Origin of the sequence: Kitasatospora sp. NPDC051702 (assembly GCF_040681575.1) — a bacterium.
Lineage (GTDB): Bacteria > Actinomycetota > Actinomycetes > Streptomycetales > Streptomycetaceae > Kitasatospora.
This window is the reverse complement of record NZ_JBFAZB010000002.1, coordinates 95588-121498: the sequence shown is the minus strand read 5'-3', so window position 1 is coordinate 121498 and position 25911 is coordinate 95588. Positions and strand designations below refer to the sequence as shown.

Sequence of the window (25911 nt, the reverse complement as noted above, 5' to 3'; positions counted from 1 at the left end):
TCCGTCCGCCCGTCATCGCGGCCGGCTGCCGGAATCGCGGGATATCCCGCCCCGACCGCCGGCGCGGGGATTCCGGGGAACCGGGCCGTCACACACCGGCAGAGGCGAGGAGGAATTCCCGTCCGCGGAAATCCGCCGCCAGGCCGCGGCCGTGACCCCTGCAGCCCCCGGCCCCGGCCACCGGCGGCCGGGCGGGCCCGATGGTCGACGCCTCGGCCCGCCCCCACCCGGCCGGACGGGGGTCCGGCACCCGTGGCTGGTCCCGCGCCTGCACGGCCGTCCCGACCCGCACCCCCGAGCGGACCCCGACGATCGACCCCTAGGGGCGTAGACACGGGGTGGGGCGGGAATGGCTGGATCGTAGGGGCCAGCCCGCCAGCCGTGAGAAGGTGTCAGCCATGACGGTTTTCAAATTCATCCTCAATGTCATCTGGCTGCTTTTCTGTGGGATCTGGATGGCGATCGCCTACGCGGTCGCGGGAATCATCTGCTGCATTCTCATCATCACCATTCCATTTGGCATTGCGTCCTTCCGGATCGCCGGTTTCATCCTCTGGCCGTTCGGGCGGACGACGGTGGAGAAGCCGGAGGCCGGGGCGGCGTCCTGCATCGGGAACGTGATCTGGCTGATCTTCGCGGGGTGGTGGCTGGCCCTCGCGCACCTGATCACCAGCGTCCCGTTGTTCCTGTCGATCATCGGGATCCCCTTCGGGTGGGCGAACCTGAAGATGATCCCGATCTCGCTGATGCCGCTCGGCCGCGAGGTCGTGCCGACCGACGAGGCGTGGGGCGCCCGCTAGGGCTCCTTGGACGGCGCCTCCCGCGGGGTGGGCGGCGGAACGGAAACGGCTCCGCACCGGTGCAGGTTCACCGGTGCGGAGCCGTTTTCGCACGTCCGGGCAGGTGCGGGCGGGTCGGAACCCGGCCGCACCAGCCACCTTGCCAGAGCTTGCCTTGAGTTTCCAAAGTTCAGTCACGTTATTGCCTGATGTTGCCAATCCTCCTAGGCTGGGGTGCGCCAGTTCAGCTCCCCACGGCCAGACGAGAGGCAGCAGTGACCGAACCGAAGATCAGCGTGGTGATCCCCTACAAGCAGCGCCTGGACAACATCCGGGCGGTGTTCACCTCGCTCGCCGAACAGACCCTGGACCGCTCCGAGTTCGAGGTCGTGGTCGGGGTGATGGAGTACGACCCGGCGTACGTCGCGCTGTGCCGCGAGTTCACCGGGCGGCTCGACATCGTCTCGGTGCTCACCAGCAAGGAGTGGAACACCAGCCACGCCCGGAACCTGGGCATCCGGCACGCCACCGGGAAGGCCGTCATGGTGCTCGACGCCGACGTCGTCATCCCCCCGGCTGCCCTGCGCACCCTCTACGAACGGCACTTCCAGCACGGCCAGCAGGTCTGCGTGCTCGGCCAGGTCTTCGGCTACGACGAGGTGATCTCCACCGACCTGGACACCGTCGAGGCCCCGGACTACGCGCACTACCGCCAGGTCCTCGCCGACCTGGAGTCGGCGGACCGGGCCCGGCTGGACCCTCGCTGGTCCGCCGGACACGCCCCGGCCTTCGCCCGGTTCCCCTGGGCCTTCGCCCGCACCGGCCTGATGGCTCTGCCGACCGCCGCCGTCCGCACCCACGGGCTGCTGCTCGACGAGGGCTTCCTCGGCTGGGGCGCCGAGGACCAGGAGTGGGGGCTGCGGATCGCCCGGGCCGGGATCCCGATCACGCTCGGCCAGGACGTCTACGGCGTCCACCTGCCGCACCGGCGGGACTCCGGCGCCCAGGACCGCTCGGCCGTCGAGACCAACCGGTACTACCTGGCCAAGTGGCCCCGGCTCGACCTGGAACTGGCCCTCGCCTTCGGCGGGTGGCTGGAGGCCGACCGGCTGATGCCGGAGGTCGAGCGGGAGCTGGCCGCAGCCGCCCCCGGGCACACCCTCGGTGCCGTCCGCGGCACCGTCGACGGACGCGACGTGCTGGCCCTCGGCGTGCTGCTCGACGAGCACGGGCGGATCGCCGACCCGGAGGCGGCAGCACTGTTCGCCGGACGCGCCCCGGCCGAGGTGCTCCCGCTGGTCGGCTTCGCCCTGCCGTACGAGGACGCGAGCGTCGACGAGTGCCGGCTGCTGGCACCGGTCTGCGGCCTCGGCGAGCCCTACCGGGCGGCCGTCCGGAACTCCGCCGAGCGCGTCGCGCGCAAGGTCGGCGCACCGGCCGGCGACGACCGGCGCTGACCGCCCCGGGGCGGCGGCGCGCGGCCGTGCCGCCGGCCCCGCACCCGTTTCGCCGGCCCCGCGTCCGTTCGCCGACGACGCCGGCGCCACCGCCGGCACCAGCAGACACCAGAAGACACCGAAGACGAGGAGACGAGACATGACCCCGCCCCCGATCCGGCTCTCCGCCGCCGTGATGACCCACCCCCGGCGGGCCGCGGCCGCCCACGCCCTGGTCGAGCGCTTCCCCGGCCTGGACCTCACCATCGCGCTCGACCCGGAGCCCGACGGCCCGCCCTCGGCGCTGCGCAGCGCCCGGGTGGCCTGGGAGTCGGTCCGCCCCGGGGCCACCCACCACCTGGTGCTCCAGGACGACGCCCTGCCGGTCGAGGACCTCCTCGACCGCCTGCTCCCGCTGATCGAGGCCGAACCGGACGCCGCCCTGTGCCTGTTCACCGAGTGGGGTTCGCGCACCTCGTACGCGGTCCGGATCGCCGCGCTGCTCGGGCACGACCTGGCGCCCGCCGTCGACGACTACGTGCCCTCGGTCGCGCTGGTCCTGCCCGCCGACGTGGCGCTGGGCTTCGGCGAGTTCGTCCGGACCAAGGCCGACAGCGGGCACCCGGACGACCTGGCGCTGCTGAACTACCTGGCGGACCGGGGCACCCGGACGCTGATCCCGGTGGCCAACCTGGTCGACCACCACAACGACGTCAGCCTGGTCGGCAACAACGTGCACGGCCGCCGTTCCGCCGCCTGCCTGGCCCCGGTCGGCGCGGCCCTCCCGGCGGGCGGCCCGTACTCGCTGCTCACCGGCCTGGAGACCGTCCCGTACTACGACTTCTGGGGCCAGTACTCGGACGCCTGCGTGCCGGACGACTCCACGGTGGACGGGCGGGTGCGGACCTCGGCGCGCGAGGCCCTGCTGGAGCGCGGCGTCACCGTGGACCGGTTGACGGCCGAGCTGCGGGAGTCGCTGGGCCGGCGCCCGGAGAGCGAGCTGCTGACCGACCGGGTGAGCGAGGTGGTGCTCACCGAGGTCTGGATCGTCTCGTTCCTGCTCGGCGTCATCACCGCGGAGGTGGACCCGGGGCGCGGCGCGGGCATCGACCCGGACCGCCCGCTGGCCGGCGCGGCGCTGGCGACCCTCGGCCCGGGCGCCGTCCGCCGGGTGGTGCCGGACCGGCTGCTGCCGGCGGTCGGCGCGCTGCTCCGTCCGCTGGTGCGGGACGCCGTCCTGGCTGGCGCCGCGGCGGTGGCCGGCTGACCGCCTGACCCGGCCCGCCTGTTCGGGCCCGCCTCTCCGGGGCCGTGGACCGCTGCCGAGCGGTCCACGGCCCCGAGGCGTGACCGGGCCCGACGCCCGGACGAGAACACCCGGACGACGGTGCGCGGACGAGGGCGTACGGACCGGGGCGTACGGACGGACGACGGCGGTGCGGCGGGCCCAGGGCCTGCCGCACCGCCGTCGTCCGTCCCCGCGGTCGTCCCTCAGCTGTAGCTGCGCGCCTGGAGCGCGAACAGGTCCGCGTAGAGTCCGCCGCGCGCCACCAGCTCGACGTGGTCGCCGCACTCGGCGACGGTGCCGCCGTCCAGCACGACGATCCGGTCGGCCATCCGGACGGTGGAGAAGCGGTGCGAGACGAAGAGCGTGACACCGCCGTGCCGGCCCACCTGCTCGGCGGAGCCCGCGTAGCGCTCGAAGACGCGGTGCTCCGCGGCGGCGTCCAGCGCGGCGGCCGGCTCGTCCAGGATCAGCAGCAGCGGTTCGTCCCGCAGCGCGGAGCGGGCCAGGCCGAGACTCTGCCACTGGCCGCCGGACAGTTCGGCGCCGTCCACGTAGCCGCGTCCGAGCGGACCGTCCAGGCCGCCGGGGACCCGGGGCAGGACCGGCCCGGCACCGGCCTGTTCGAGCGCGGCGACGAGGATCTCGTCCGCGTCGATCCGGGCGAGGTCGCCGACGCCGACGTTCTCCCGCAGGGTGAGCTCGAACCGGGCGAAGTCCTGGAACAGCGTGGAGACCCGGGCCTGCCACTCCTGCGGCGGTGCGTCGCGCAGGTCCACGCCGTCGACCAGGATCCGCCCCGAGGTCGGCTGGTAGAACCCGCAGAGCAGCTTGACCAGCGTGCTCTTGCCGGCGCCGTTCTCGCCGACCAGTGCCACCGTGCTCCCGGCCGGCAGGTCGAGGTCGACACCGCGCAGGACGGGGCGGTCGGTCCCGGGGTAGCTGAAGCCGACGCCCTCCAGCCGGATGCCGCGGCTCAGCCGCAACGGGACGCTCCCGGCCGGCGCGGCGGCCGCGGGGCCGGCTCCCGGCGCGGCCCCGCCCGCGGTGGCGGTGCCGGCCTGCCGGGCGGGCCAGGCCCGCAGGCCGAGCAGCCGCTGGACGGTGTGCCCGGCCGCCTGGAGCGTCGACAGGGTGCTCAGGGCGGCGGCCACCTGGCCGTTGACCTGGACGGCCAGGGTGATCACCAGGACGACGTCACCGATCGTCAGCCGGCCGCGGACGGCCTGCCGGATGACCAGGTAGACCGCCCCGCAACAGGCCGCGGCGAAGGCGAGCTGGCCGAGCGCCCGGAACGCGGCGGCGGACAGCTGGCCGCGCCAGAGCCGCCCGGTGGCCTGCTCCCAGCTGCGGTCGTGCAGGCGGACCAGCGCGGACTCCGTCCCGAACAGCCGGGCCTCCTTGGCCGACCTGGCGGTGGTCGCGGTGTGCAGCAGGTGGCGGGCGCGGCGGTTCTGTTCGGCGGCGGCGGTGCGCGAGCGGTCGATGCGGCGCTGTGCGGACCGGCCGGTCAGCACCGGGGGCAGGGCGGCGAGCGGGAGGAGCAGCAGCCAGGGTTCCAGCGAGCCGAGGACGGCCGTGGTGATGGCCAGTTGCACGACGAGGGCCACGATCTGCAGCAGGGCCTCGACGTAGGCCCGCATCCGCTGGACCTCCTCCCGGACCAGCTCGACGGTGTCGGCGAACTCGGAGCTGTCCAGGTGCTCGATCCCGGGCGTGCCGTTGGCGAGGGCCATCAGTTCGGAGGTGACCTCGCCCTCGGCCTGCTCGCCGAGCTCGAAGTAGTGGAGGTGGGCGAAGTGCCCCATCATCAGCTCGGCCACCAGGGCCGCCGCGATGACACCGGCCAGCAGCAGGGCGGGGGCGAGGCGGTGGTCGAGCAGGTCGTCGGTGAAGGCCCGCAGGGCGAGCGCGCCCAGCGGGACGGCCAGGTGGCCGAGGGAGATCAGGGTGGCGGCCTTGAGGAACCGGCCGCGGTCGGTGCGCCAGGCGAGTCCGAACAGCCAGCGCATGGTGCGGGCGAGGTGGGTCATGAGGCGGCGTCCGTCAGCAGGTCGGGTTCCGCCGGCTCGGCCTGGTCGGTGAAGCGCTCGGCCTGCAGGCGGAACAGGGTGGCGTACCGGCCGCCGGCGGCGACCAGTTCGTCGTGGCTGCCGCGTTCGACGACCTTCCCGTGTTCCAGGACGACGATCTGGTCGGCCCGGCGGACGGTCGAGAAGCGGTGGGAGATGATCAGCGTGGTGAGCCCGCGGGTCATCTCGAGGAAGCGGTCGTAGAACTCGACCTCGGCGCGGACGTCGAGTTGGGCTGTGGGCTCGTCGAGGACCATGACCGAGGCGCCGGCGCGCACGGCGTACATGGCGCGGGCGAGGCCGATCCGCTGCCACTGGCCGCCGGAGAGGTCGCGGCCGTCGCGGTACTGGCGGGAGAGCACGGTGTCCAGGCCCTGCGGGAGCGCGGCGAGGACCTCGGTGGCGCCGGCGCGGCGGGCGGCGGCGAGCAGGTCGGCCTCGTCGCCGGCGAAGCCGGGTGCGCCCAGGGCGATGTTCTCGCGGGCGCTCAGCTCGTAGCGGACGTAGTCCTGGAAGATGACGGCGAGCCGCCGGTGCCACTCCTCGGGCGCGATGTCGGTGAGGTCGTGGCCGTCGACGGTGATCCGGCCGGCGGTCGGGTCGTACATCCGGGTGAGGAGCTTGACGAGGGTGGTCTTGCCGGCGCCGTTGAGGCCGACCAGTGCGGTCGAGGTGCCGGCGGGCAGTTCCAGGTCGAGGCCGTCGAGGACGGCGCGGCCGCCCGCGCCGTAGCGGAAGCCGACGTCGTGGAAGCGGATCGAGCGTTCGGGCAGGCCGGCCGCCGGGCGGTCGGCGCCGGGGGTCAGGGCGGGCAGGGCGCGGGCGCCGTCGCGGAAGTCCAGCAGGGCCTGGTGCGCGATGGCGCCGTACTGGGTCTGGACGTCGCACTCGGGGAAGTAGACGCCGAAGCGCATCAGGGTGAGGACGGCCTGCAGGGCGATGCCGAGTTCCAGCAGGCCGAGGCCGTGGTCCACCGCGGCGACGGCGAGCATGGCGACGGTGGCGGCCGATCCGGCCACGCCGACGGCCGACAGCAGGACGAAGGGGCGGCCGAGGATGCGCCGCCGGCCCTGCCACATGGTGGTCAGGTAGCCGAGGTTCTCGCGCGCGTACCGGTCGCGCAGCCAGCCGATCAGGCCGAGCAGCCGGATCTCCTTGGCGGCGTGCGTGTCCGAGGCGAGGGTGCGCAGGTAGCCGACGCGGCGCTTGTGGCCGGTGATGCCGTCGTAGAAGTCGCCGAAGGCGCCGAGCGAGCCGCGCTGGCCGAAGCGGATCACCAGGGCGGTCAGGCCGATCACCACGGCCGCGGCGGGGGACAGCGCGAAGCCCACGAGGAGCACCGAGCCGGTGAGCTGGGTGTAGCGGGCGACCAGGGCGAGGGCGCCGGCGGCGGCGTCGCCGGGGGAGGCGGACTCACGGTCGAAGGCGGTCCTGGCGGCGTCGAGCCGGTCGAGCAGGCGCGGGTCGTCGAGGGCCATCGCGGGGGCGTCGGTGAGGGCCGCGTGCATCAGCAGGCCGCGGCAGCGCTGGTCGACGTGACGCATCACCAGTTCGCCCGCGGCGGCCTGGAAGGGGGCGAGGGCCTGTTGCAGGGCGAGTGCGAGGGCGGCCACCCCGAGGGCGGTCAGGACGGCGGTCCAGGCGTGCGGGGCGGCGCCGGTGACGGCGGCGGGCACCCGCTGGAGCAGGACGCTCATGGCCACGACGAAGCCGACGGGCAGGATCCCGAGCAGCACGTTCAGCAGCAGGGTCGCCGCGAGGGTCCCGGGTGGGACGTGGCGCAGCAGCCGGGCCACCGAGAGCCAGCGGGCGGTGCGACGGCGCAGTTCGGCGGTGGTGGCGCTCATGTCCGCTCCGACCGGGGGGCGGGCCGGTGCGCTGCTGCCTGGTGGTGCCCGTTGGCACGTCTTGTCACGGCCTGGGTCTCCTTTCAGTTGCCGGGGTCAGGCCCGCGGGCAGTGAGGGTCGCGACCGCGGGCCATGAAGCAACTGTGCCAGAGTAGGCAACTCTCAGGCAACGACGTGACAAGAAAAGTGTCTCAGGCCGGACCCTCCTCCAGGATCTCCGCCAGAATGCGCCAGACCTCGGCCGCGAGATCGATGTTGGAGGCCTGCCGGGCCTGTTCGGCCAGCTCCTTCAGCTGCTTGATGCCCTCGCTCCGCCGGCCCTCGATGATCAGCAGCCGGCTGTTCATGATGCTCAGCCGGATCTGGTCCCGGTAGGTCAGCCGCAGGTCGCCCCGGAACAGCTCGTCGTGGGCGGCCCGCGCGTCGGCGTAGCGGCCCTCCTCGAAGGCGAGGTAGGCCTGCAGCGTGCGGAACTCCTGGCGCAGCATCGGGGTGCCGACCAGCGCGAGCGCCGACTCGGCCTCCGCCATCCTGGCCCGGGCCAGCTCGGTGCGCGGCGGCGTCAGCTGCAGCGCGAGGGACGCGCCGGCCAGGCGCAGCCGCATCCAGAGGGTGAGGTCCACCCGGCTGTCCAGCCATTCGATGGCCCGTTCCAGGTGCTCGATCGCGCCCTCGTGGTCGCCCTGGCGGTAGCGCACGGTGGCGGCCGCCCAGAGCGCCTCGGCGCGCAGCGCGTCGGTGCGGTCCCCGACCAGGCCGAGCAGCTCGTCCACGTGCGCCCGCGCGTCCGGCAGCCGGCCCGCCTCGGCCTCCGCGGAGACCAGGGCCAGCAGGGCCCCGGCCACGGTGAGCACGGACAGCCCGGACTCCTTGGCCAGGCGGTGCGCGCCGGCCGCGTGCCCGATGGCCTCGTCGATCTCGCCGGCGGAGCGCTCGAAGCGGGCCAGCTGGGTCCACGCCCGGCACTGCAGCTCGGGGAGCGCCAGCTCGCCGCCGATCGCGGCGAGCTCCTGCAGGCAGGCCAGCTCCCGGGGGCGGTCGCCGAGGGTGCGCCAGTGCCGGGCGACCAGCCAGAGCGCCTGCCAGCGCTGCAGCGGGTCCTGCTCGTCGCCGGACTCGAGGGCGGTGATGAGCCCCTCGACGGCCTCGTCGCCCTCCATCGAGGTGGCGATGCTCAGCGCCTGGGCAAGCGAGTTGCCCGACGGCGGCAGGTCGAAGGCGGACCGGTCCACGTCGAGTTTCCCGGCGAGGTAACCCACCACCCGGTCGGTCGGCTGCCGCAGCCCCGACTCCAGTCTCGAGAGGTATCCGGTGGAGATCTCCTCGCCGGCCAGTGCCGCCTGGGAGAGGCCGCGCTTGGCGCGCAATTCCTTCAGTCGGCGCCCGAAAAGAGGCTGTTCCATCAATGTGAGTCCCTGATGTCCGGAGGCCCGCATTCAGGTGCTGCTCAGCGAGTGCGAAGCCGCCTGAATTCAGCATCCGATGGCGGGCGAGAGCTGATGACAGCACCGCAGCGTAGTGGAAATCGGGACAGATGGGCAAACCTAGGCTACGTCAGTTGGTCTAGACTTGCCAACTTGAGGCAACCTATTGCCAAGGCTCGGACGGCCTGACTAAGTTGGCCTCGTTGGCAACGGCAGACACCACGAGTTGCCCCCAGCAACACCCCCCACACACACCCATGTCCTGGAGTGACCCATGCGTGCTCGCACCCGGCTGACCGCCGCCGCCCTGTTCGCCGTCCTCGGCCTCGCCGCCGTGGCCGGCCTGAACGGGCCCGGCAACGGCATCGACTGGCCGACCCCGCCGACCCGCACCAGCGCCGCCAGCGGCCCGGACAACGGCATCGACTGGCCCACCGGGCCGTCCGGCGCCACTCCCACCGCCACCCCGACGCCCACCGCCACCGGCGGCACCCACGGCCCCGGGATCAACACCCCGGGCAACGGCATCGACTGGCCGTAAGCGGCCCCCACGCCCGCTCGTCCGAACCAGCCGAACGGAGTCAACGCACGTGTCGCTCCACTACCCGACCCGCCTCGACGCCACCGCGACCCCACTCGACGCCACGGCGCCGCTGAGCCCCGAACAGCTCGACCGGTTCGCGGAACAGGGCTACCTGATCCTCCCCTCGTTCCTCCCCGCAGACCTGGTGGACCGGCTCAGACCGGAGGTCGACCGCTGGGTCGACGAGGGCCTGCGGGCCCGCTCCATCGCCTGCTGCCTCCAACCCGCGGTGCACGGCGACCCGCCCGTGCTGGAACTCGAACTGCCCGCCCACGGCGAACTGATCGGTCACCCGCCACTGCTGGCCGTGCTCGACCGGCTGCTCGGCCCGTCCTTCGTCTTCCACCACCTGCACAGCGACCGCCAGGCCCCCGGCCTGGCCGGCAAGCAGTGGCACCACGACTACGAGCAGGCGCTCGCCTCGGACCGCGCGTACGGCATGGTGCACACCCTGCACTACCTCGACGGGCTCGACCGCGAGACCTCGGCCCTGGTCGTGCTGCCCGGCTCGCACCACCGGGCCGCGCCCAAGACCGCCCTCGCCCACCTGGACACCGGGGTGCTGCCCGGCGAGGTCGTCGTCGACGAACTCCCGCCCGGCTCCACGGTGGTGCTGCACTCGGCGCTGTTCCACGCCCGCCGGCCGAACCCGCACCACCCCGGCAAGGAGCGCTACTTCGTCGACGCGTCGTACTGCCAGACCGGCGCCCTGTGGCCGCCGGTGAAGCCGTACTGGCGCCACATGCTGCGCCGGGCACGCGAGTTGGAGCTCGACCGCGGGACGCGGCCGGAGCTCTTCGCCGAGCGGCACTTCACGGAGTACCGCAAGCCCGCGTGACCGGACCACCGGACCACCCAAGGAAGGAACTCGGATGTTCTACTCGGGAGTCTCCTGGAGCGCCGAGGGGTACCACGTCCACACCGTCGACCAGGCCGGCCTCGCAGCGGCGCCGCTGCACTTCGCACCGGCGCGCACCGAGGAACTGATCCGCCACCTGCGCGGCCTCGACGGGCCGCTGGTCACCGTGGTGGAGAGCACCAACGGGATCCTCGACGGCCGCCTGATGGCCGCCGGGATCACCGTGCACCGGATCGACGCCCACGCCCTGCCCGCGCGCCCGCCGTTCAGCTCGGTCGGCGCCGAGGAACTGGCCCGCACCGCACGGCTGCGGCCCTCCGCACTCGTCCCGCTGGAGCGCCGGCGCGGCACCCAGACCGGCCGGGAGGGCGAGCTGGAGGCCTGGATCGCCTCCACCACCGCCGAGGTGGCCGCCCTCACCCGGGCCGGACGCCTGATCAGCCACGGCGGGGCCGGACGCCGCGAGGTCGCGCTGACCTTCGACGACGGCCCGCTGCCGCCCTACACCGACCGGATCCTCGACGTGCTGGAGCGCTACCGCGTCCCCGCGACGTTCTTCTGCGTCGGCATGAACGCGGGCGCGCACCCCGACCTGCTGGTCCGGATGCGCGAGCAGGGCCACCGGATCGGCAACCACACCTGGTCGCACCCGTTCCTGCCCGAGCTGACCCGCGCGCAGCTCGTCGAGCAGCTGGAGCGCACCGACGAGGCCATCGCCACGGCCTCCGGCGGCCCGGCCCCCACCCTGTTCCGCCCCCCGTACGGGGCGCGGACGCCCGAGGTGCTGGGCTGGCTGGAGGAGACCTTCGCGCGGATCGCGCTCTGGGACGTCGCCCCCGACGACTGGACCATGCCGGGCGCCGAGGCGATCTCCGCCCTGGTGCTGGAGCAGGCCCGGCCGGGCTCCATCGTGCTGCTGCACGACGGCGGCGGCGACCGCACCCAGACCGTGGACGCGCTGCCCGCCATCATCGAGGGGCTGCACGGGCGCGGCTACCGCTTCGTCACCGTCGACGAGCTGGCGCCGCCCACCCAGGCGCCCCCGGTGGGCGCGGGCCTCAGCGGCGCGTCCCCGGCGGGCGCGGGCCGCGCGGAGCGTGCCCGGTGAGCGCCCGGGAACCGGCCGCGAACTGGGCCGGGAACGTCGTCTACGCCCGCAAGCGGCTCCACCGCCCCTGCAGCGTCGAGGAGTTGCGCCGTCTGGTGGCACGGACCGCCCGGATCCGCGCCCTGGGCAGCGGCCACTCCTTCAGCCTGGTCGCCGACACCGTCGACGACCAGGTGGTGCTGGACGGCCTCCCGCCCGAGGTCGTCGTCGCCCCCGACCGGTCGACGGCGACCGTGGCGGCCGGCCTGCGCTACGGCGACGTCGCGGCCGCCCTGCACCGCTCCGGCCTGGCCCTGGCGAACCTGGCCTCGCTGCCGCACATCTCGGTGGCGGGCTCCGTCGCCACCGGCACGCACGGCTCCGGCGACGGGCAGCAGTGCCTGTCCGGCGCCGTCACCGCACTGGAACTGGTCGGCCCCGACGGCGGGACCGTCCGGCTCAGCCGGGCCGACGACCCGGAGGTCTTCCCCGGCGCGGTGGTCGCGCTCGGCGCGCTCGGCGTCGTCACCCGGCTGACCCTGGCCGTCGAACCGGCCTACCGGGTCGCCCAGCGGGTGCGGGTCGACGTGCCGCTGGAGGAGGTCGCCGACCGCTACGACGAGGTGTTCGGCGCCGCCTACAGCGTCAGCGCATTCACCGACTGGCGCAGCGGCCGGGCCGACGTCTGGCTCAAGCACCGCGTCGACCGCCCCGCCGGCACCTGGAGCGGCGGCCGCCCGGCGGACCGCCCGATGCACCCCGTCCCCGGCATGCCGGCCGGCTCCAGCACGCCGCAGCTGGGCGTCGCCGGGCCCTGGCACGAACGCCTGCCGCACTTCCGGCCGGACCTGACCCCGGGCGCCGGCGCCGAACTGCAGTCCGAGTACTACCTGCCGCGGGAGGCCGCCCCGGCCGCGATCGCCGCGGTGCGCGAACTCGGCGAGCTGGTCGCCCCGGTGCTGCACGTCGCCGAACTGCGGACGGTCCGCGCGGACGACCTGTGGCTGAGCCCCGCCTACCGGCGCGACTCGGCGACCTTCCACTTCACCTGGGTGCGGGACCTGCCCGTCGTCCGGCCCGTCCTGGAGGCCGTGGAGCGGCGGCTGATGCCGCTGGGCGCCCGGCCGCACTGGGGCAAGCTCACCGCCGCCGCCCCGGCCGCGACCGCCGCCGGCTACCGGCGGGCCGCCGACTTCGCGGCGCTGGCCCACCGGCTCGACCCCGACGGCAAGTTCCGCAACGGCTTCGTCGACGCCCTCTTCCCGCGCGGGCCGCACCCGGCCCCGCACCCGACCGACACCCACCGCCCCGTCTCCGTGAGGGAGAACCCATGAGCGTCATGACCGCCCCGACCGCCCCGACCGCCGGCCTCGACCGCGAGGTGCGCTTCGGCGACGTCCGCTACGACTTCCACGTCCGGCACGGACGCACCGCCTGGCTCGACCTGCGCACCCGCTTCGCCCGGCTGGACGCCGACCGCTTCGTGGTCGTCGCGGACGCCGGCCTGCCCGCCCACGTCGTCGCCGAGACCGAGCGGCAGCTGTCCCTGCTCGCCCCCACCGTCGTCCTGAGCGCCGCCGCCGACGAGACCGAGAAGAGCCTCACCACCCTGGACCGCCTCGCCGAGCAGGCGCTGCGCAGCGGCATCACCCGGCGCTCGGTCGTGGTGGCCCTCGGCGGCGGCGTGGTCGGGAACATCGCCGGCCTGCTGGCGGCGCTGATCTTCCGCGGGATCCGGCTGGTGCACATGCCGACCACCCTGCTGGGCATGTCCGACTCGGTGCTCTCGCTGAAGCAGGCGGTCAACTCCCGCTGCGGCAAGAACCACCTGGGCACCTTCCACGCCCCCGTGCTGGTCTGGAACCACCTGGACTTCCTGGAGTCGCTGCCGGCCGCGGAGACCCAGTCCGCGCTCTGCGAGATGATCAAGAACGTGCTGGCCATCGTGCCGGAGCGGTACGACGAGGTCGCCGCGCTGCTGCGCCCGGACGGCCGCTACTCCCCCGACGTGATCACCTCGTTCATCGACCTGTGCGTGGACGCCAAGACCTCGGTGATGCACGACGACCCGACCGAGAAGCACGGGGCCCTGGCCCTGGAGTACGGGCACACCGTCGGCCACGCGGCCGAGCTGCTGACGGACGGCCGGCTGCGGCACGGCTTCGCCATCGGCGTCGGCATGCTCGCCGCCGCCCGCGTCTCCCGCGAGCTGGGGCTGCTCGACCGCGCCGACGAGGCGGCCCACCGCCGCCTGCTGGAACTCAACGGCGCGCCCACCGCGCTGCCCGCGGGGCTGGAGACCGACGCGCTGCTGGGCGTCGTGCGGCTCGACAACAAGCGCGGCTACCTGCCGCACCGCGACGGCAGCTGCGACCTGATCCTCCTGGAGGGCCTGGGCCGCCCGCACCGCCCCGGCGGCGCCCAGATCACCCAGGTCGAGGAGGCCGTGGTCCGGATCGGCATCGACTCCGTGCTGGCCCGCCGCGCCGAGCTGGTGAGCGCCTGATGGCCACCGTCGTCCGCGGCGAGCGCCGCCCCTTCGGCCCCATCACCAACGACGTCTCCGGACCCGCCGTCACCCGGGCGCAGGTCGGCGGCGAGGGGGTGTGCCGCTGGAAGATGCTGATGAACGGCATGCACCTGGAAGGCGAGTGGAACTGCGTCGAGTACGTGGTGATCGAGCCGGGCGGCTCGGTCGGCGAGCACGTGCACCTGCGCACCGAGGAGATCTACTACATCGTCTCCGGCCGGGCCGTGGTCACCATGGACGGGGTCGAGATCGAGGTGGCCGCCGGCGACCTCGTCACCACCCCGATCGGCTCCGCCCACTCGATCGCCAACCGCGGCACCGAGGACATGCACTTCTTCGTGACCGAGGTCTTCCCCGGCGAGGGCCCCGCCGCCGCCCCCGGCCGGATCCACGTCCCCGACCTGCTCGCCCCGGCCGGCACCGGCCTGGCCGCCGAGGTCGACCTCACCCCGTACTTCACCGGGGACTGGCACCGGTTCCGGCTGCTGGAGGTGCCGGCCTCGGGCCGGCTGGAGGAGCGGGTGCCGGCCGGGCGCAGCATCGTGCTGCACGTCCTGGAGGGCAGCGCCGTGATCTCGGTGGACGGCGTGCCCACCGTCGGCTCGGCCGGGCTGTCGGTGGCCGTACCCCCCGGGTACGCCGTCACCGTGGCCAACACCGGTGTCTCGGACCGCCTCCGGCTGATCAGCACGGAGGTGGGGGTCGGATGAGGCTCGGACTCGACGGGCAGCACGCCCTGATCACCGGCGCCGCGAGCGGCATCGGCGCCGAGACGGCCCGGCTGTTCGCCGCCGAGGGCGCCCGGCTCGCCCTGGTCGACCGCGACGAGGACCGGCTGAAGCAGCTCGCGGCCGAGCTGGGCGGGGCGGACGGCGTACCCGCCGTCCTGACGGTGACCGGGGACCTCGCCACCGCCGGCGGCGTGGCCGACGCCGTCGGCGCGGCCCTGGACGGCCTCGGCGGCCGGGTGGACGTCCTGGTCAACAACGTCGGCCAGTGCTACGCCCGGACCTTCGACGAGCTCTCGGACCAGGACTGGCTGGACACCTTCGAGCTCAACTTCCTGAGCGCCGTCCGGGCCGCCCGGCTGGTGCTGCCCGGGATGCGCCGGCGCGGCCGGGGCAGCATCGTCACCAACGCCTCCGACCTGGCCCGCCAGCCGGAGGCCGGGCCCGCCGACTACCAGGTCTCCAAGGTCGCGTTGCTCAGCCTGACCAAGAGCCTGGCCCTGTCCGAGGGCCCGGCCGTCCGGGTCAACGCCGTCGCGCCGGGCCCGGTCTGGACCCCGCTGTGGACCCGCCCCGGCGGCTTCGCCGACACCCTCGGCAGCGTCCACGGCCGCGACGCCAAGGCCGCCGTCGAACACGAGCTGAGCAAGCGCCAGCTGCCGCTCGGCCGGATGGGCACGCCGGAGGAGGTGGCCCGGGTGATCGCCTTCCTGGCCTCCGAGGCCGCGTCCTTCGTCACCGGCTCCGTCTGGGGCGTGGACGGCGGGACCGTCCGCGGCCTGCTCTGAACCGGCGCCGGCCGGCTCCGGCCCGGGTCGGCGCCCACCGGCCCGGCCCGTCCGGTGCCGCCGGCCCCGGCGGCACCCACCCCGCACCCCCCTCAGGAGGACGTCCCATGCGCGAGCGAGACCAGTTCGGCACCGCGAGGTGCGCCGGGGCGGCGGCCCCCGCCGGGCCCGGCGAGGTGCGCGCATGAGCACGGCACTGGCCGTCCACGGCGGCGCACCCGTCCGGACCGGCCGGGCCTGGCCGCGCTGGCCCCGCCCGGCGGCCGGCGCGCGGGCCGCGCTGAACGAGGTGCTGGACTCCGGCCGCTGGTCGATCGCCAGCCCGTACCTGGGGGCCCCGACCCAGGAGGAGCGCTTCGCCGCCGCGTTCGCCGGATACCTGGGCGCGGCCCACTGCGTCCCCACCGCCAGCGGCACGGCGGCCCTGATGACGGCCCTGGAGGCCTGCGGGGTCGGCGCGGGCGACGAGGTGATCGTCCCTGCCGTGTCCTGGGCCGCCTCGGCCTCGACGGTGGCCGGCGTCAACGCCGTGCCGGTCTTCGCCGACGTCGACCCGGACACGCTGTGCCTGGACCCGGCGGCCGTCGAGGCGGCCGTCACCCCCGCGACCCGGGCCGTCGTCGTGGTGCACCTGTACTCGGCGGTGGCGGACCTGGACGGCCTGCGGGCGGTCGCGGACCGGCACGGGCTGGCGCTGATCGAGGACGCCGCCCAGGCCCACGGCGCGGTCTACCGCGGCCGCCGGGCCGGCACGCTGGGCGACGTCGGGACGTTCAGCATGCACCACACCAAGGTGCTCACCAGCGGCGAGGGCGGGGCCGCCGTCACCGACGACCCGGCCCTCGCCCGCCGGATCGCGCACCTGCGGGCCGACGGCCGGACCCGGGCCGCCGCACCGCCACCGGTCGGTCTGCCGGAGCTGGTGGAGACGGGCGAGCTGATGGGCAGCAACCGCTGCCTGTCCGAGTTCCAGTCCGCCCTGCTGGTGGCGCAGTTGCGGGAGCTGGACGCCCAGAACGCCGCCCGCCGGGCCAACGCCGAGCGGCTCGACGCGCTGCTCGCGGCGGACGGCTTCCGCCCCCAGACGAGCGCGCCCGGCACCACCGACCGGACGTACTTCGGCTACGCGGTCGGCCTGCCCGAGCAGGAGTTCCGGGGCCTGCCCGCGGGCCTGGTCGCCGAGGCCCTGACCGCCGAACTCGGCCTGCACGTCAGGCCGGTGTACCGGCCGCTGTACGAGAGCCCGCTGTACGCCCCGGCCACCAGGCGCCGCTTCGACCTCGGCCCGGACCACCTGAAGCGGCTCGACCCGGGCCGCTACGACCTGCCGGTCAGCCGCCGGGTGGCGGCCGGCTTCCTGACCTTCCACCACGCCGCGCTGCTGGGCGACGAGTCCGACGTGCGCGACCTCGCCGCGGCCTTCCGCAAGGTGCTCGCCGGGCGCGCCGCGCTGGCCCGCTGACCGGCCCCGCCCTCCGCCCGACCTGTTCCCCGCCCGCCCCGCCCTCGACCGCCCCGCCGTCGACCGCCCCACCCCGCCCTCGACCGCCCAGCCCCGCCCTCGACCGTTCGGGGAACGTGCCGCACCACGGCGCCACCTCCCGGCAGAACTCCCAGAAAGCGACCCCACGTTGACCACGTCTACCGCGCCGGCGCCGCGCGCCGCCCACCCCGTGCCCTCCGACCGGCCCGTCGTGATCGTGGACGGCTACTCCAACGCCTCGGCCCTGGTGAGCGCCTTCGCCGCCGCGGGCCACCCGGCCGTCCACGTCCTCAGCACTGCCGAGCCCAGGCCCGCCATGATCCCGCCCCGCGCCGAGGACTACCGGGAGAGCCTGGTCTGCCCGGACGCCTCCGCCTTCGAGGCGACCGTCGCCCGGCTGGCCGCGCTCGCGCCGGTCGCCGTCGTCGCCGGGCAGGAGCCGGGCGTCCCGCTGGCCGACGCACTCGCCGAGCGGCTCGGCCTGCCCGGCAACGGCACCGCGCTGTCGGCGGCCCGGCGTGACAAGTTCCGGATGATCGAGGCGCTGCGGGCCGCGGGCATCCGCTGCGCCGAGCAGTTCAAGGCCGACACCGCGGAGGCGGTGGTCGGCTGGGCCCGGGCGCGCGCCGACTACCCGGTGGTCGTCAAGCCGCTGTCCTCCGCCTCCTCGGACAACGTCTACATCTGCCACGACGAGGCCGAGGTGGAGTCCGCGGCCCACCGGGTGCTGGCCGGCACCTCGATGTTCGCCGAGCGCAACACCGAGGTGCTGGTGCAGTCCTTCCTGCCGGGCACCGAGTACTGCGTGGACTCGGTCAGCGCCGACGGCCACAGCTTCGTCGCGGCCGTGTGGGAGTACGAGAAGAACGTCGTGGACGGCGGCCGGAAGATCTACGACCGGGACGTCCTGCGCGACCCGGACGCGGAGCCGGTGCCCGCCCTCGTCGCGTACGTGCGCCGGGTGCTGGACGCGCTCGGCATCCGGCACGGCGCCTCGCACGCCGAGGTCATCATGACCCCGCAGGGGCCGGCGCTGGTGGAGATCGGCGCCCGGTTCAACGGCGCCATGCAGCCCGACTTCTACGACCACGTGCTCGGCACCAACCCGGCGGCCCTGGTCGCCCGCGCGCTGCTGGAGCCCGAGGACTTCGCCCGCCGCCTCGGCGGGCGGGTCTACCGGCCGCGGCTGGCCGCGGCGGTCTACGAGAGCCCGACCGCGCTGGACGGGGTCGTCGACTCGGTCGACGAGTCCGTCGTGGACCGGATCGCGGCACTGCCCACCGTGCACTCGGTGGTGGTCCGATCCGCGCCCGGCCGGCGCATCCGGCCGACGGTGGACCTGCTGTCCAGCCCGCTGCGGCTGTTCATGGCCGGCGCGGACCAGGAGGAGCTGCGCCGGGACCGCGAGGTGGTCGACACCCTCAAGGACCGGGTGTACCGCCTGCGCTGAGCGCACGGGGACCAGGGCGGGGCCGGGGGCAGTGCGCACCGGCCCCGCCGCCGCACACCGGGAGAGGAGAGACCATGGCCGGTGACAACCCGTCGGGCGACGGGACGGCCACCAGCACCACCACGACCGCCGTCGGCCCGGCGGCCACCGCGACGACGGCCACCTCCGGGTTGGCCGCCACCACGTCGGCCGCCACCACGTCGGCCGCGGACCGGACCGCCCCGGGGACCGCCGAGGGCGGCACCGCCGCCCCGCCGGCCGCGGAGCCGGGCCCGGCCGCCGACCGGTGGGCCCGGGCGGTGCCCCCGCGGGGGCCGCTGCGGGTCTACGCCGCCCTGTCGTTCTTCGACTCGCTCGCCCGCGGGGTGATGCTCGCGGGCGGCGTGCTGTTCTTCACCCGGGTCGCCGGGCTCGGCGCCGTGCAGGTCGGCACCGGGCTCTCGATGGCGACGCTCATCGGGCTCTCGGCCGCGCTGCCGGCCGGGCTGCTCGGCGACCGGATCGGCCACCGGCGGCTGCTGGTCGGGCTCGGCGTCGTCCGCGGCCTGCTGCTCGGCAGCTACCTGCTGGTCGACTCCTTCGCGGAGTTCCTCCTGGTGGTCTGCCTGGCGGGGCTCGCCGAGAGCGCCGTCGACCCGGTGCGGCAGGCCTACCTCGGGGCGCTGACCACCCCGGAGAACCGGGTGGACACGCTGGCCTACAACCGGGTGGTGCACAACGTCGGCGCCACCCTGGGCACGCCCGCGCTCGGCGCCGCGCTGGTCGTCGGCACCCCGTTCGCCTTCCGGCTGCTGATCGCCGGCGGCGCGGTGTGCGTCCTGCTGGTCGGGCTCGTCGCGCTGCGCCTGCCGGAGACGCCGCGCGGCCGCCCGGCCGGCACCGGCGGCGGGGCCGCGGTGCTGCGCGACCGCTGGTACCTGGGCCTCGCCCTGCTGAACGGGCTGCTGATCCTGCACGGCGAGCTGCTGGAGATCGCCGTGCCGCTGTGGGTAACCCAGCACACCGCGGCGCCGTCCTGGACGGCCTCGGCGCTGCTGCTGGCCAACGTGTTCCTGGCCATCGGCTTCCAGATGCGGGCGGGGCGGGGCGTCACCGACACCGGCAGCGCGGCCCGGGCGATGCGCCGGGGCGGGCTGGCCGTGCTCGCCTGCTCGCTGGTCTTCGCCACCACCGGGTCGCTGCCGCCGCTGCCCGCGGTGGCGGTGCTGCTCCTCGCGGTGGCCCTGCTGACCGCCGCCGAGCTGCTGCAGTCGGCCGGCGCCTGGGGCCTGTCCTACGAGCTCGCGGTCGACGGCCGGCTCGGCGAGTACCAGGGCGCCTGGAGCGTGGGGACCCAACTGGGCCGTTCCTGCGGGCCGTTCGTCATCACGCTGGCGCTGTCCGGGCTCGGCGGCGCCGGGTGGGTGGTGCTCGGACTGGGCTACGCGGCCGCCGCCGTGCTGGCACCGCCGCTGGCGGCCCGGGCGGCCCGGCGCTGAGCGGGGCCCGCACGCACACGATCGGAGGCGCCGGCCGCGATGGCCGGCGCCTCCGATCGTTGCCGTCCGGCGGCCCGGGACAGGGGTCCGGGACGGGGGTCCGGGGCGGCGCTCAGGACGGGAGTCCACGGGGCTGTCCGGGACGGGACCGTCCGGACCGCCGGGTGGCGGTGCGGACCGTGCCGGTTCAGAACCGCACGGCGTGGGTGAAGTACTCGGAGTCGGAACCCAGTTCCTTCATGTCCCGGACGTCCGCCCGCTTGATCGCCGGGTAGAGGGCGGCGCGGGCCGGGCCGAGCACGGACATCAGGAACTCGTCCCGCTCCAGCGCGTCCACGGCCTCCTCCAGCGTCCGCGGCAGCGCCGTGACGCCGAGCCGGCGCAGCTCGTCGGCGGAGAGCCGGTTGGGGTCGGCGTGCAGCGGCTCGCCCGGGTCCAGGCCTCGGCGGACGCCGTCCATCCCGGCGTGGACCAGGGCGCCCAGCGCCAGGTAGGGGTTGGCGGTGGAGTCGCAGATCTTGACCTCGACGTTGGTGGAGCCCGCCTCGTCACCGCGCAGCCGGGTGGGGATGCGGATCGCGGCCTCGCGGTTGTCCAGTCCGTACGCGCCGAAGGCGCCCGCCCACATGCCGGGCCGCAGGCGGTGGTAGCTGTTGACGCTGGCGTTGGTGAGCGCGGTGAGCCCGGGCAGGTGCGCCAGCAGTCCGCCGATGAAGTGCCGGGCCAGGGTGGAGAGTCCGAGCTCGTCGGAGGGGTCGGCGAACAGGTTCACCGGGGGGCGGCCGTCCTGGCCGGGCTGCCAGAGCGAGAGGTGGGCGTGGTTGCCGTTGCCGCGCATGCCGGGGGCCGGTACCGGTGCGAAGGTCGCCCACAGGCCCTTGCGTCGGGCCGTGCCCCGGGTGGTGGCGCGCTGCCAGACGTAGTTGTCCGCGGCGCGCAGGGCCGGCGCGTGCCGCAGCGTCATCTCGTGCTGGCCGGCTCCGAACTCGGGGTGGTACGTCTCCACGGTCAGGCCCTGGAAGCGCAGCGCGCGCAGCAGGTCCACGGTGTAGGAGTCGGCGGCGTCGAAGCCCTCGTTGTCGAAGCAGAGGCTGTCGTCGAACAGGTCAAGCACGCCCGGCGACGGCTGGGTGGAGCAGAGCGTGAACTCCGGCTCGAAGGCCGCGACCACCTGGTACTCGCCGGCGGCGGCCAGGGCCTCCTTGAGGAAGGTGCGCGGGCAGGCGTCCCAGGGGTCGCCGTCCACGGTGAGCAGGTCGCAGAGCATCGCGGCCGAACCGGGGGCGTGCGGCAGGCGGACGAAGGAGTCGGGGTCGGGGACGAGCCGGACCTCGCCGACGGCGTCGAACCCGGGGACGGGCTGGCCGAGGTCGAGCAGACTGGACGCCTGCCGGCTCCGGGCCAGGCCGATGCCGGAGTCCATCCGGCCGGGCAGGGCCTGGCGGGAGACCGCCTTGCCGCGGGTGACGGAGTTGTGGTCGACCCACAGGAAGCGGATCAGTTCGATGTCCTCCTGCTCGACGATCCGCTGGATCCTCGCGCGGGATTCGGCGGCGGGCACGCCGCCGTTGCTGTCAGGGCTCGCCATCGTCGGTTCGGCTCTCTCTCGGGGTTCGGGCCGGGGGCTCGGGCCCACTGGTGCGGCCGGGGTTCGGGTCGCTGGTACGGCCGGGGTCCGGGCCGCCGGTGCGGCCGGGGTTCGGGCGCGGCGCCGGCCCGTCCGCCGCCCGCGGGGGCGGGGGCGGGGGACGGCGCCGCGCGGCCGGGGGCGGTGGGGGTCAGACCCAGGCCACGGCGCGGGTCAGGGCGGGGTCGAAGAACCCGAAGAAGAAGCCCATGGTGACCCGGTCCGTCCCGGTCGGCTTCTCGATCGAGTGGTAGTGGGTCGGGTTGAGCAGGTAGACGTCGCCGGTCTGCGGCTTGAAGCGGTGGGCGGGGGCGCCGCGGGTGACGGCCTGGTCGTAGCCGAGGCCGCCGACCACCTTGAACTCCTCGTCCAGGGGCTCCCACTGCTTGCGGTGGATCTCCAACTCGCCGCCGCCGTCGCACTCCTGGATGCAGACCACGACGCTCAGGTGGTGCAGCAGCCCGGCCAGCACCAGGCCGGTCCCGGCGGCGTCGCGCATCATGTTGTCGTTGTGCAGCGGGGTGCGGACGCCGTCGGAGTAGATCCGGACGTTCTTCCGGGCGTACTCGCGGCCGTCCGGTTCGGCGGCCACGTCGAAGGCGTCCAGCCCGAGCACCTCGGCGAGCCGGGCGCGCACCCGGTCGGCGAGGTCGAAGCCGACGCCGGCGGTGAGCCGTTCGGCGGCGGCCGCCTGCTCGAAGTACGTGTCCGGGGCGGCCAGGTGCTTGGCCAGGTAGGGCCCGAGGGTGGTCAGGCTGCCGTTGCTGTACTCGGTGGTGTCGGCCCGGCCGAACAGCGGCACGACGCGTTCCCGGTTGGCGGTGAACTCCTCCTCCGACAGCAGCCCGCGCAGGACGACGACGGCGTGGTCGCCGGAGATCAGGCCCTTGAGGAGGCCGGGACCGTCCGGAGCGGGCTCGCCGGGCTGGTCGAGGTGGTGGACGACGCGGCCCCAGAGCTCGGGCATGTCGGGGTCCTCTCGGTGGTGGGGGCGGTGAACGGGAAGGTCAGCACGGCGCCGGGGGCCACCGGCCGCCAGGCGGCGGGCGGGGCCAGGGCCGGGACGGTCTCGGAGGCGACGATCTGCGCCGTCGCGGTGGTGGTGCGCCGCATCGCGAAGAAGCGCGGGGTGCGGGTGTCCGGCGGGCTCCAGTGCACGAGGTGGGCCCGGTCGGGGTGCACGGCGACGGCGTTGCCGGAGGTGCCGCCGGGCTCCAGGGCCCGGAGCCGGGCGAGCGCCGTCCGTTCGTCCAGCCGGTCGGTGCCGGGCGGGATCAGGTAGTCGAAGTACTCCGCGGAGTCGAAGGCGGAGGCGGCCAGCCCGAGCCCGCGGTAGGCCGTCGGCAGGTACCCGTTGTGCATGAAGTACCAGGGGTCGCCGGGGCGTTCGAGCGGGTGGGTGAAGGCGGGGCCGCGGTTCTCGGGCAGTGTGGCGTTACGGACGTGGATGGCCAGGAAGTCGGTGCGGGCGGTGGCCACCGGGGAGTCGGGGGCGCTCTCGGCCGCCGGGCGCTCGTCCCGGTGCGCCCGCAGCGCTCCGCTCCCGGGGTCGCGCCAGACCGCGCCCCAGCCGTGTGCGTGCACGGTGGTGGCGTTGTCGTGGTCGGCGGTCAGGCCACGGCTCATCTGTACGGCGGCGGCCACGATGTCCGCCGGGTCGAACGTCCCGGAGGCCAGGATCAGGCGGCACATGGGTCCGGATGCCCTCCTTGTCTGAGTGGGCGGCTGCGCTGGGCGCCGGTTGTCGGGGTCGACTCTAGAAGGCCTGGCAACTCTTGGCAATAACTTGCCTCTCACTGGCAACATCTGTATATGCTCGGCCGGAGAACAGGGAGGGAACGTGACAGAGAACGACCCCCGGCCGCTCGTCCTGCTCCTGGGCGCGGCCAGGTACACCCTCGACGCGTGCGTACGCCTCGGCGTCGACGCCGTCGTGGTCACCGGCGCCCCGGAACGGGACGCCGGCGCGGTGCCCGTCCCGGCGCAGCTGACCGCCGTCCACGCCGACAGCCAGAGCGACGCCGAGTCCGTACTGGCCGCCCTGCACCGGGCCGGCCTCGCCGGTCTGCGCTACGACGCGGTGGTCACCACCGACGAGTTCGCCCTGGTGACGGCCGGACTGCTGGCCCGCCACCTGGGCTGCCGGGCCATCGACCCGGACACCGCGGTGCGCTTCCGCGACAAGGAGGTCCAGAAGCGCACCGTCCGCGCGGCCGGCGTCCCGACCGCCCGCACCACGGTGATCGAGGACGTCCACGACCTGACCGGGCTGACCGCGCTCCCCTACCCGCGCGCGGTGGTCAAGCCCGTCGCCGGCGCCTCGACCCGGCTGACCGCCACCGTCACCGACCTCGCCGGACTGCGCGCCTTCGGCGACCGCCTGCGGGCCGGGCGCTCCACCGAACGGACGTTCCTGCTGGAGGAGTTCGTCAGCGGGGAGGAGTGGATCGCGGACGGCTTCGTGCTCGACGGCGAGGTCCGCTTCCTGGCCCTCGGCGCCTACGGCAGCCCCTGCCTGAGCGTGGTCGACCAGGACCGCCCGCTCTGGATGCGCCGGATCGACCCGCAGCGCGAAGCCTGGCGGTACGCCCTGGCCGAGCCGCTCGTGCGCCGCTCCCTCACCGCCCTCGGCTTGACCGACGGGGTGTTCCACATGGAGCTCTTCCACGACCCCGCCGACGGCCGGCTGGTCTTCAGCGAGTGCGCGGCCCGCCGCGGCGGCGGGCTGATCCACGAGGAGACGCTGGCCAAGTTCGGGATCGACCTCGGCGAGGCCATGCTGCTCTGCGGGCTGGGCCGCCTGCCGGACCGGGAGGTGCGCACCGACCCCCGGGTGATCGGCAGCAGCTTCCTGCCGGGCCGGCCGGGCACCGTGGTCGCCTGCCCCTCCGCCGGGGAGCTGGAGGCCCTGCCCGGCGTCGAGTACGCCCGGGTGGAGGCCGCCCCGGGCACCAGCTGGTCCGACTCGCTCGCGAGCACCGACCAGCGGGCCGCCCAGGTCCTGGTGGCCGCGGAGTCCGAGGCCGCGCTGCTGCGCCGCTTCGACGAGCTGCGCCGCTGGTTCGACGACCGGCTGGTCACCGTGCCGAACGGGTCCGCGGCGCCGGTCGGGGTCCCGGCATGACGCTCACCGCCCCGACCCCCACCGCACCCGCGGCACCCGGGACACCGGCCGCACCCGCCGCTGCCCACCGCCCGGCGCCGTGGGCCCGGCTGCTCCCCGAGCCGGGGCCGCAGCGGGTCCTCGCCGCCGCGACGGTGGTGAACACCTTCGGCAGCGGCCTGTTCGTCGCGAGCAGCGCCCTCTACTTCACCCGGGTGGTCGGCCTGCCGACCGGCCAGGTCGCGCTCGGCCTCACCGCGGGCGGCGTCACCGGGCTGTTCGCCGGGCTCGCCGGCGGCCGGATCGCCGACCGCTGGGGCGCCCGCCGGACCCAGATCGGCGTCATGCTGCTCGGCGCCGCCTTCACGACCGGCTACCTGTTCGTCCGCGGGTTCTGGCCGTTCCTGGCCGTCGCCTGCCTGACCGCGGCCGTGCACGCGGCCAACCCGGCCAGCCGCGACCCGCTGGTCCGCGCGTTCGGCGGCACCCGGCCGGCCGCGTTCCGCGCCTACCTGCAGGCGGTGACCAACCTCGCCCTGTCGCTGGGCGCGGTGCTGGCCGGGCTGGCCGTCCAGGCCGACACCCGCGGCGCCTACACCGCCCTGCTGGTCGGCCGGGTGCTGGCCTTCCTGGCCTGCGCGCTGGTGCTGGCCCGGCTGCCCCGGCCGGCCCCGCGGGCGGCCGGGGCGGACCGGCCGCGGTCCGGCTGGACGGCCCTGCGCAACCGCCCCTTCCTGGTCGCGACGGCGGCCAACGGGCTGCTGGAGCTGCACTACTCGGTGCCCGCGTTCGCGCTCCCGCTGTGGATCGTCGGGCACACCTCGGCCCCCCGCTGGACGACCTCCGCCGTCCTGCTGCTCAACACCGGCCTGATCGCGGCGTTCCAGGTCCGGGCGGCGCGCGACGTGACCGGCGTCGACGCGGCCGGCCGGCGGCTGCGCTGGGCGGGCGGGGCGCTGGCCGCCGCCCTGCTGCTGACGGCGGCCGCCGAGGGGCCGCCGTGGTGGGCGGCCGCGCTGCTCCTCACCGTCGCGACGGCGGTGTACACGGCGGGCGAGCTCTGGCACGCCGCGGCGTCGATGGAGTACTCCTTCGGCTTCGCCGAGCCCGGGGCCCAGGGCCAGTACTCCGGGGTGTTCGGCTTCGGCGCCGGCCTGGGCGACGCGCTCGGCCCCGCCGTCCTCGGGGTCTTCGTGCTCTCGTGGGGCCGGCCGGGATGGCTGCTGCTGGCCGCGCTGCTGCTCGCCGTCGGCACCCTGACCGGGCCGCTGGTGACCCGGGCCGCCCGCCCCGGGCGCCGCGCCGGGGCCGGGGCCGGGGTGTGAGCCTGCGGCCGACGCGTGCTCCGGGG

Annotated in this window: 21 protein-coding genes; 15 read left to right on the top strand and 6 right to left on the bottom strand. The window is 75.1% G+C overall.

The window, feature by feature from the left end; genetic code table 11:
* Nucleotides 1–398 precede the first annotated feature (398 nt).
* The 3 genes from AB0N04_RS02445 (at nucleotide 399) to AB0N04_RS02435 (ending at nucleotide 3482) form a co-directional block, all read left to right on the top strand.
* Complete coding sequence (locus tag AB0N04_RS02445) at nucleotides 399–800, top strand: YccF domain-containing protein (RefSeq protein ID WP_360217834.1); 402 nt, start codon at nucleotides 399–401, stop codon at nucleotides 798–800.
* Between the two features lie 254 nt (nucleotides 801–1054).
* Complete coding sequence (locus AB0N04_RS02440) at nucleotides 1055–2236, top strand: glycosyltransferase (RefSeq protein WP_360217837.1); 1182 nt, start codon at nucleotides 1055–1057, stop codon at nucleotides 2234–2236.
* 139 nt (nucleotides 2237–2375) lie between these two features.
* On the top strand, nucleotides 2376–3482 hold the full coding sequence (locus AB0N04_RS02435; protein ID WP_360217840.1) for a hypothetical protein: 1107 nt from the start codon (nucleotides 2376–2378) through the stop codon (nucleotides 3480–3482).
* Between the two features lie 224 nt (nucleotides 3483–3706).
* Here the strand turns inward: AB0N04_RS02435 and AB0N04_RS02430 are convergent, their stop codons facing one another.
* The 3 genes from AB0N04_RS02430 to AB0N04_RS02420 form a co-directional block, all read right to left on the bottom strand.
* Nucleotides 3707–5533, bottom strand: coding sequence for an ABC transporter ATP-binding protein (locus AB0N04_RS02430; protein ID WP_360217843.1), 1827 nt, complete (start codon nucleotides 5531–5533; stop codon nucleotides 3707–3709).
* On the bottom strand, nucleotides 5530–7419 hold the full coding sequence (locus tag AB0N04_RS02425; RefSeq protein WP_360217846.1) for an ABC transporter ATP-binding protein: 1890 nt from the start codon (nucleotides 7417–7419) through the stop codon (nucleotides 5530–5532). Before AB0N04_RS02425 ends, AB0N04_RS02430 begins: the two co-directional genes overlap by 4 nt.
* A 192-nt stretch (nucleotides 7420–7611) precedes the next feature.
* Entirely contained in the window at nucleotides 7612–8823 is a 1212-nt protein-coding gene (locus AB0N04_RS02420) for a helix-turn-helix domain-containing protein (RefSeq protein WP_360217849.1), read from the bottom strand.
* A 295-nt stretch (nucleotides 8824–9118) separates the two neighbouring features.
* On the opposite strand from AB0N04_RS02420, the gene AB0N04_RS02415 reads away from it, so the two are divergent.
* The 10 genes from AB0N04_RS02415 (at nucleotide 9119) to AB0N04_RS02370 (ending at nucleotide 19830) form a co-directional block, all read left to right on the top strand.
* Nucleotides 9119–9385 carry a hypothetical protein gene (locus tag AB0N04_RS02415; RefSeq protein ID WP_360217852.1) on the top strand — a complete coding sequence of 89 codons (267 nt, stop codon included), beginning with the start codon at nucleotides 9119–9121 and terminating at the stop codon, nucleotides 9383–9385.
* A 49-nt stretch (nucleotides 9386–9434) separates the two neighbouring features.
* Nucleotides 9435–10265, top strand: coding sequence for a phytanoyl-CoA dioxygenase family protein (locus AB0N04_RS02410; RefSeq protein WP_360217855.1), 831 nt, complete (start codon nucleotides 9435–9437; stop codon nucleotides 10263–10265).
* Between the two features lie 34 nt (nucleotides 10266–10299).
* Nucleotides 10300–11394 carry a polysaccharide deacetylase family protein gene (locus AB0N04_RS02405; RefSeq protein WP_360217858.1) on the top strand — a complete coding sequence of 365 codons (1095 nt, stop codon included), beginning with the start codon at nucleotides 10300–10302 and terminating at the stop codon, nucleotides 11392–11394.
* Entirely contained in the window at nucleotides 11391–12707 is a 1317-nt protein-coding gene (locus AB0N04_RS02400) for a D-arabinono-1,4-lactone oxidase (RefSeq protein ID WP_360217861.1), read from the top strand. Before AB0N04_RS02405 ends, AB0N04_RS02400 begins: the two co-directional genes overlap by 4 nt.
* Entirely contained in the window at nucleotides 12704–13879 is a 1176-nt protein-coding gene (locus AB0N04_RS02395) for a 2-deoxy-scyllo-inosose synthase (protein ID WP_360217864.1), read from the top strand. The genes AB0N04_RS02400 and AB0N04_RS02395 overlap by 4 nt, the downstream gene beginning before the upstream one ends.
* Nucleotides 13879–14613 (top strand): cupin domain-containing protein, encoded by a 735-nt coding sequence (locus AB0N04_RS02390; RefSeq protein WP_360217867.1) that lies wholly within the window; start codon nucleotides 13879–13881, stop codon nucleotides 14611–14613. The genes AB0N04_RS02395 and AB0N04_RS02390 overlap by 1 nt, the downstream gene beginning before the upstream one ends.
* Nucleotides 14610–15419: an SDR family oxidoreductase gene (locus AB0N04_RS02385; RefSeq protein WP_360217870.1), complete on the top strand. Its 810-nt coding sequence runs from the start codon at nucleotides 14610–14612 to the stop codon at nucleotides 15417–15419. Before AB0N04_RS02390 ends, AB0N04_RS02385 begins: the two co-directional genes overlap by 4 nt.
* Before the next feature lie 184 nt (nucleotides 15420–15603).
* Nucleotides 15604–16881, top strand: a complete 1278-nt coding sequence (locus AB0N04_RS02380; RefSeq protein WP_360217873.1) for a DegT/DnrJ/EryC1/StrS family aminotransferase — start codon at nucleotides 15604–15606, stop codon at nucleotides 16879–16881.
* Between the two features lie 169 nt (nucleotides 16882–17050).
* Entirely contained in the window at nucleotides 17051–18352 is a 1302-nt protein-coding gene (locus AB0N04_RS02375; protein WP_360217876.1) for an ATP-grasp domain-containing protein, read from the top strand.
* Nucleotides 18353–18426: 74 nt separating this feature from the next.
* A complete protein-coding gene (locus AB0N04_RS02370) occupies nucleotides 18427–19830 on the top strand; it encodes an MFS transporter (RefSeq protein WP_360217879.1) in 1404 nt (467 codons plus the stop codon).
* Nucleotides 19831–20017: 187 nt separating this feature from the next.
* On the opposite strand, the gene AB0N04_RS02365 is transcribed toward AB0N04_RS02370, so the two are convergent.
* The 3 genes from AB0N04_RS02365 to AB0N04_RS02355 form a co-directional block, all read right to left on the bottom strand.
* On the bottom strand, nucleotides 20018–21418 hold the full coding sequence (locus tag AB0N04_RS02365) for a glutamine synthetase family protein (RefSeq protein WP_360217882.1): 1401 nt from the start codon (nucleotides 21416–21418) through the stop codon (nucleotides 20018–20020).
* 190 nt (nucleotides 21419–21608) lie between these two features.
* Nucleotides 21609–22424 carry a hypothetical protein gene (locus AB0N04_RS02360; protein ID WP_360217885.1) on the bottom strand — a complete coding sequence of 272 codons (816 nt, stop codon included), beginning with the start codon at nucleotides 22422–22424 and terminating at the stop codon, nucleotides 21609–21611.
* Nucleotides 22337–23149, bottom strand: coding sequence for a class II glutamine amidotransferase (locus AB0N04_RS02355; protein ID WP_360217888.1), 813 nt, complete (start codon nucleotides 23147–23149; stop codon nucleotides 22337–22339). Before AB0N04_RS02355 ends, AB0N04_RS02360 begins: the two co-directional genes overlap by 88 nt.
* Nucleotides 23150–23297: 148 nt before the next feature.
* Between AB0N04_RS02355 and AB0N04_RS02350 the strand changes: the two genes are divergently transcribed.
* Nucleotides 23298–24581, top strand: coding sequence for a hypothetical protein (locus AB0N04_RS02350; protein ID WP_360217890.1), 1284 nt, complete (start codon nucleotides 23298–23300; stop codon nucleotides 24579–24581).
* Nucleotides 24578–25885, top strand: a complete 1308-nt coding sequence (locus AB0N04_RS02345; RefSeq protein ID WP_360217893.1) for an MFS transporter — start codon at nucleotides 24578–24580, stop codon at nucleotides 25883–25885. The genes AB0N04_RS02350 and AB0N04_RS02345 overlap by 4 nt, the downstream gene beginning before the upstream one ends.
* Nucleotides 25886–25911 lie beyond the last annotated feature (26 nt).

Coding starts and splice junctions, on each gene's coding strand:
- AB0N04_RS02445 (WP_360217834.1), top strand. CDS start 399: ATGACGGTTTTCAAATTCATCCTCAATGTCATCTGGCTGCTTTTCTGT.
- AB0N04_RS02435 (WP_360217840.1), top strand. CDS start 2,376: ATGACCCCGCCCCCGATCCGGCTCTCCGCCGCCGTGATGACCCACCCC.
- AB0N04_RS02430 (WP_360217843.1), bottom strand. CDS start 5,533: ATGACCCACCTCGCCCGCACCATGCGCTGGCTGTTCGGACTCGCCTGG.
- AB0N04_RS02425 (WP_360217846.1), bottom strand. CDS start 7,419: ATGAGCGCCACCACCGCCGAACTGCGCCGTCGCACCGCCCGCTGGCTC.
- AB0N04_RS02420 (WP_360217849.1), bottom strand. CDS start 8,823: ATGGAACAGCCTCTTTTCGGGCGCCGACTGAAGGAATTGCGCGCCAAG.
- AB0N04_RS02415 (WP_360217852.1), top strand. CDS start 9,119: ATGCGTGCTCGCACCCGGCTGACCGCCGCCGCCCTGTTCGCCGTCCTC.
- AB0N04_RS02405 (WP_360217858.1), top strand. CDS start 10,300: ATGTTCTACTCGGGAGTCTCCTGGAGCGCCGAGGGGTACCACGTCCAC.
- AB0N04_RS02395 (WP_360217864.1), top strand. CDS start 12,704: ATGAGCGTCATGACCGCCCCGACCGCCCCGACCGCCGGCCTCGACCGC.
- AB0N04_RS02390 (WP_360217867.1), top strand. CDS start 13,879: ATGGCCACCGTCGTCCGCGGCGAGCGCCGCCCCTTCGGCCCCATCACC.
- AB0N04_RS02385 (WP_360217870.1), top strand. CDS start 14,610: ATGAGGCTCGGACTCGACGGGCAGCACGCCCTGATCACCGGCGCCGCG.
- AB0N04_RS02380 (WP_360217873.1), top strand. CDS start 15,604: ATGAGCACGGCACTGGCCGTCCACGGCGGCGCACCCGTCCGGACCGGC.
- AB0N04_RS02370 (WP_360217879.1), top strand. CDS start 18,427: ATGGCCGGTGACAACCCGTCGGGCGACGGGACGGCCACCAGCACCACC.
- AB0N04_RS02365 (WP_360217882.1), bottom strand. CDS start 21,418: ATGGCGAGCCCTGACAGCAACGGCGGCGTGCCCGCCGCCGAATCCCGC.
- AB0N04_RS02360 (WP_360217885.1), bottom strand. CDS start 22,424: ATGCCCGAGCTCTGGGGCCGCGTCGTCCACCACCTCGACCAGCCCGGC.
- AB0N04_RS02355 (WP_360217888.1), bottom strand. CDS start 23,149: ATGTGCCGCCTGATCCTGGCCTCCGGGACGTTCGACCCGGCGGACATC.
- AB0N04_RS02345 (WP_360217893.1), top strand. CDS start 24,578: ATGACGCTCACCGCCCCGACCCCCACCGCACCCGCGGCACCCGGGACA.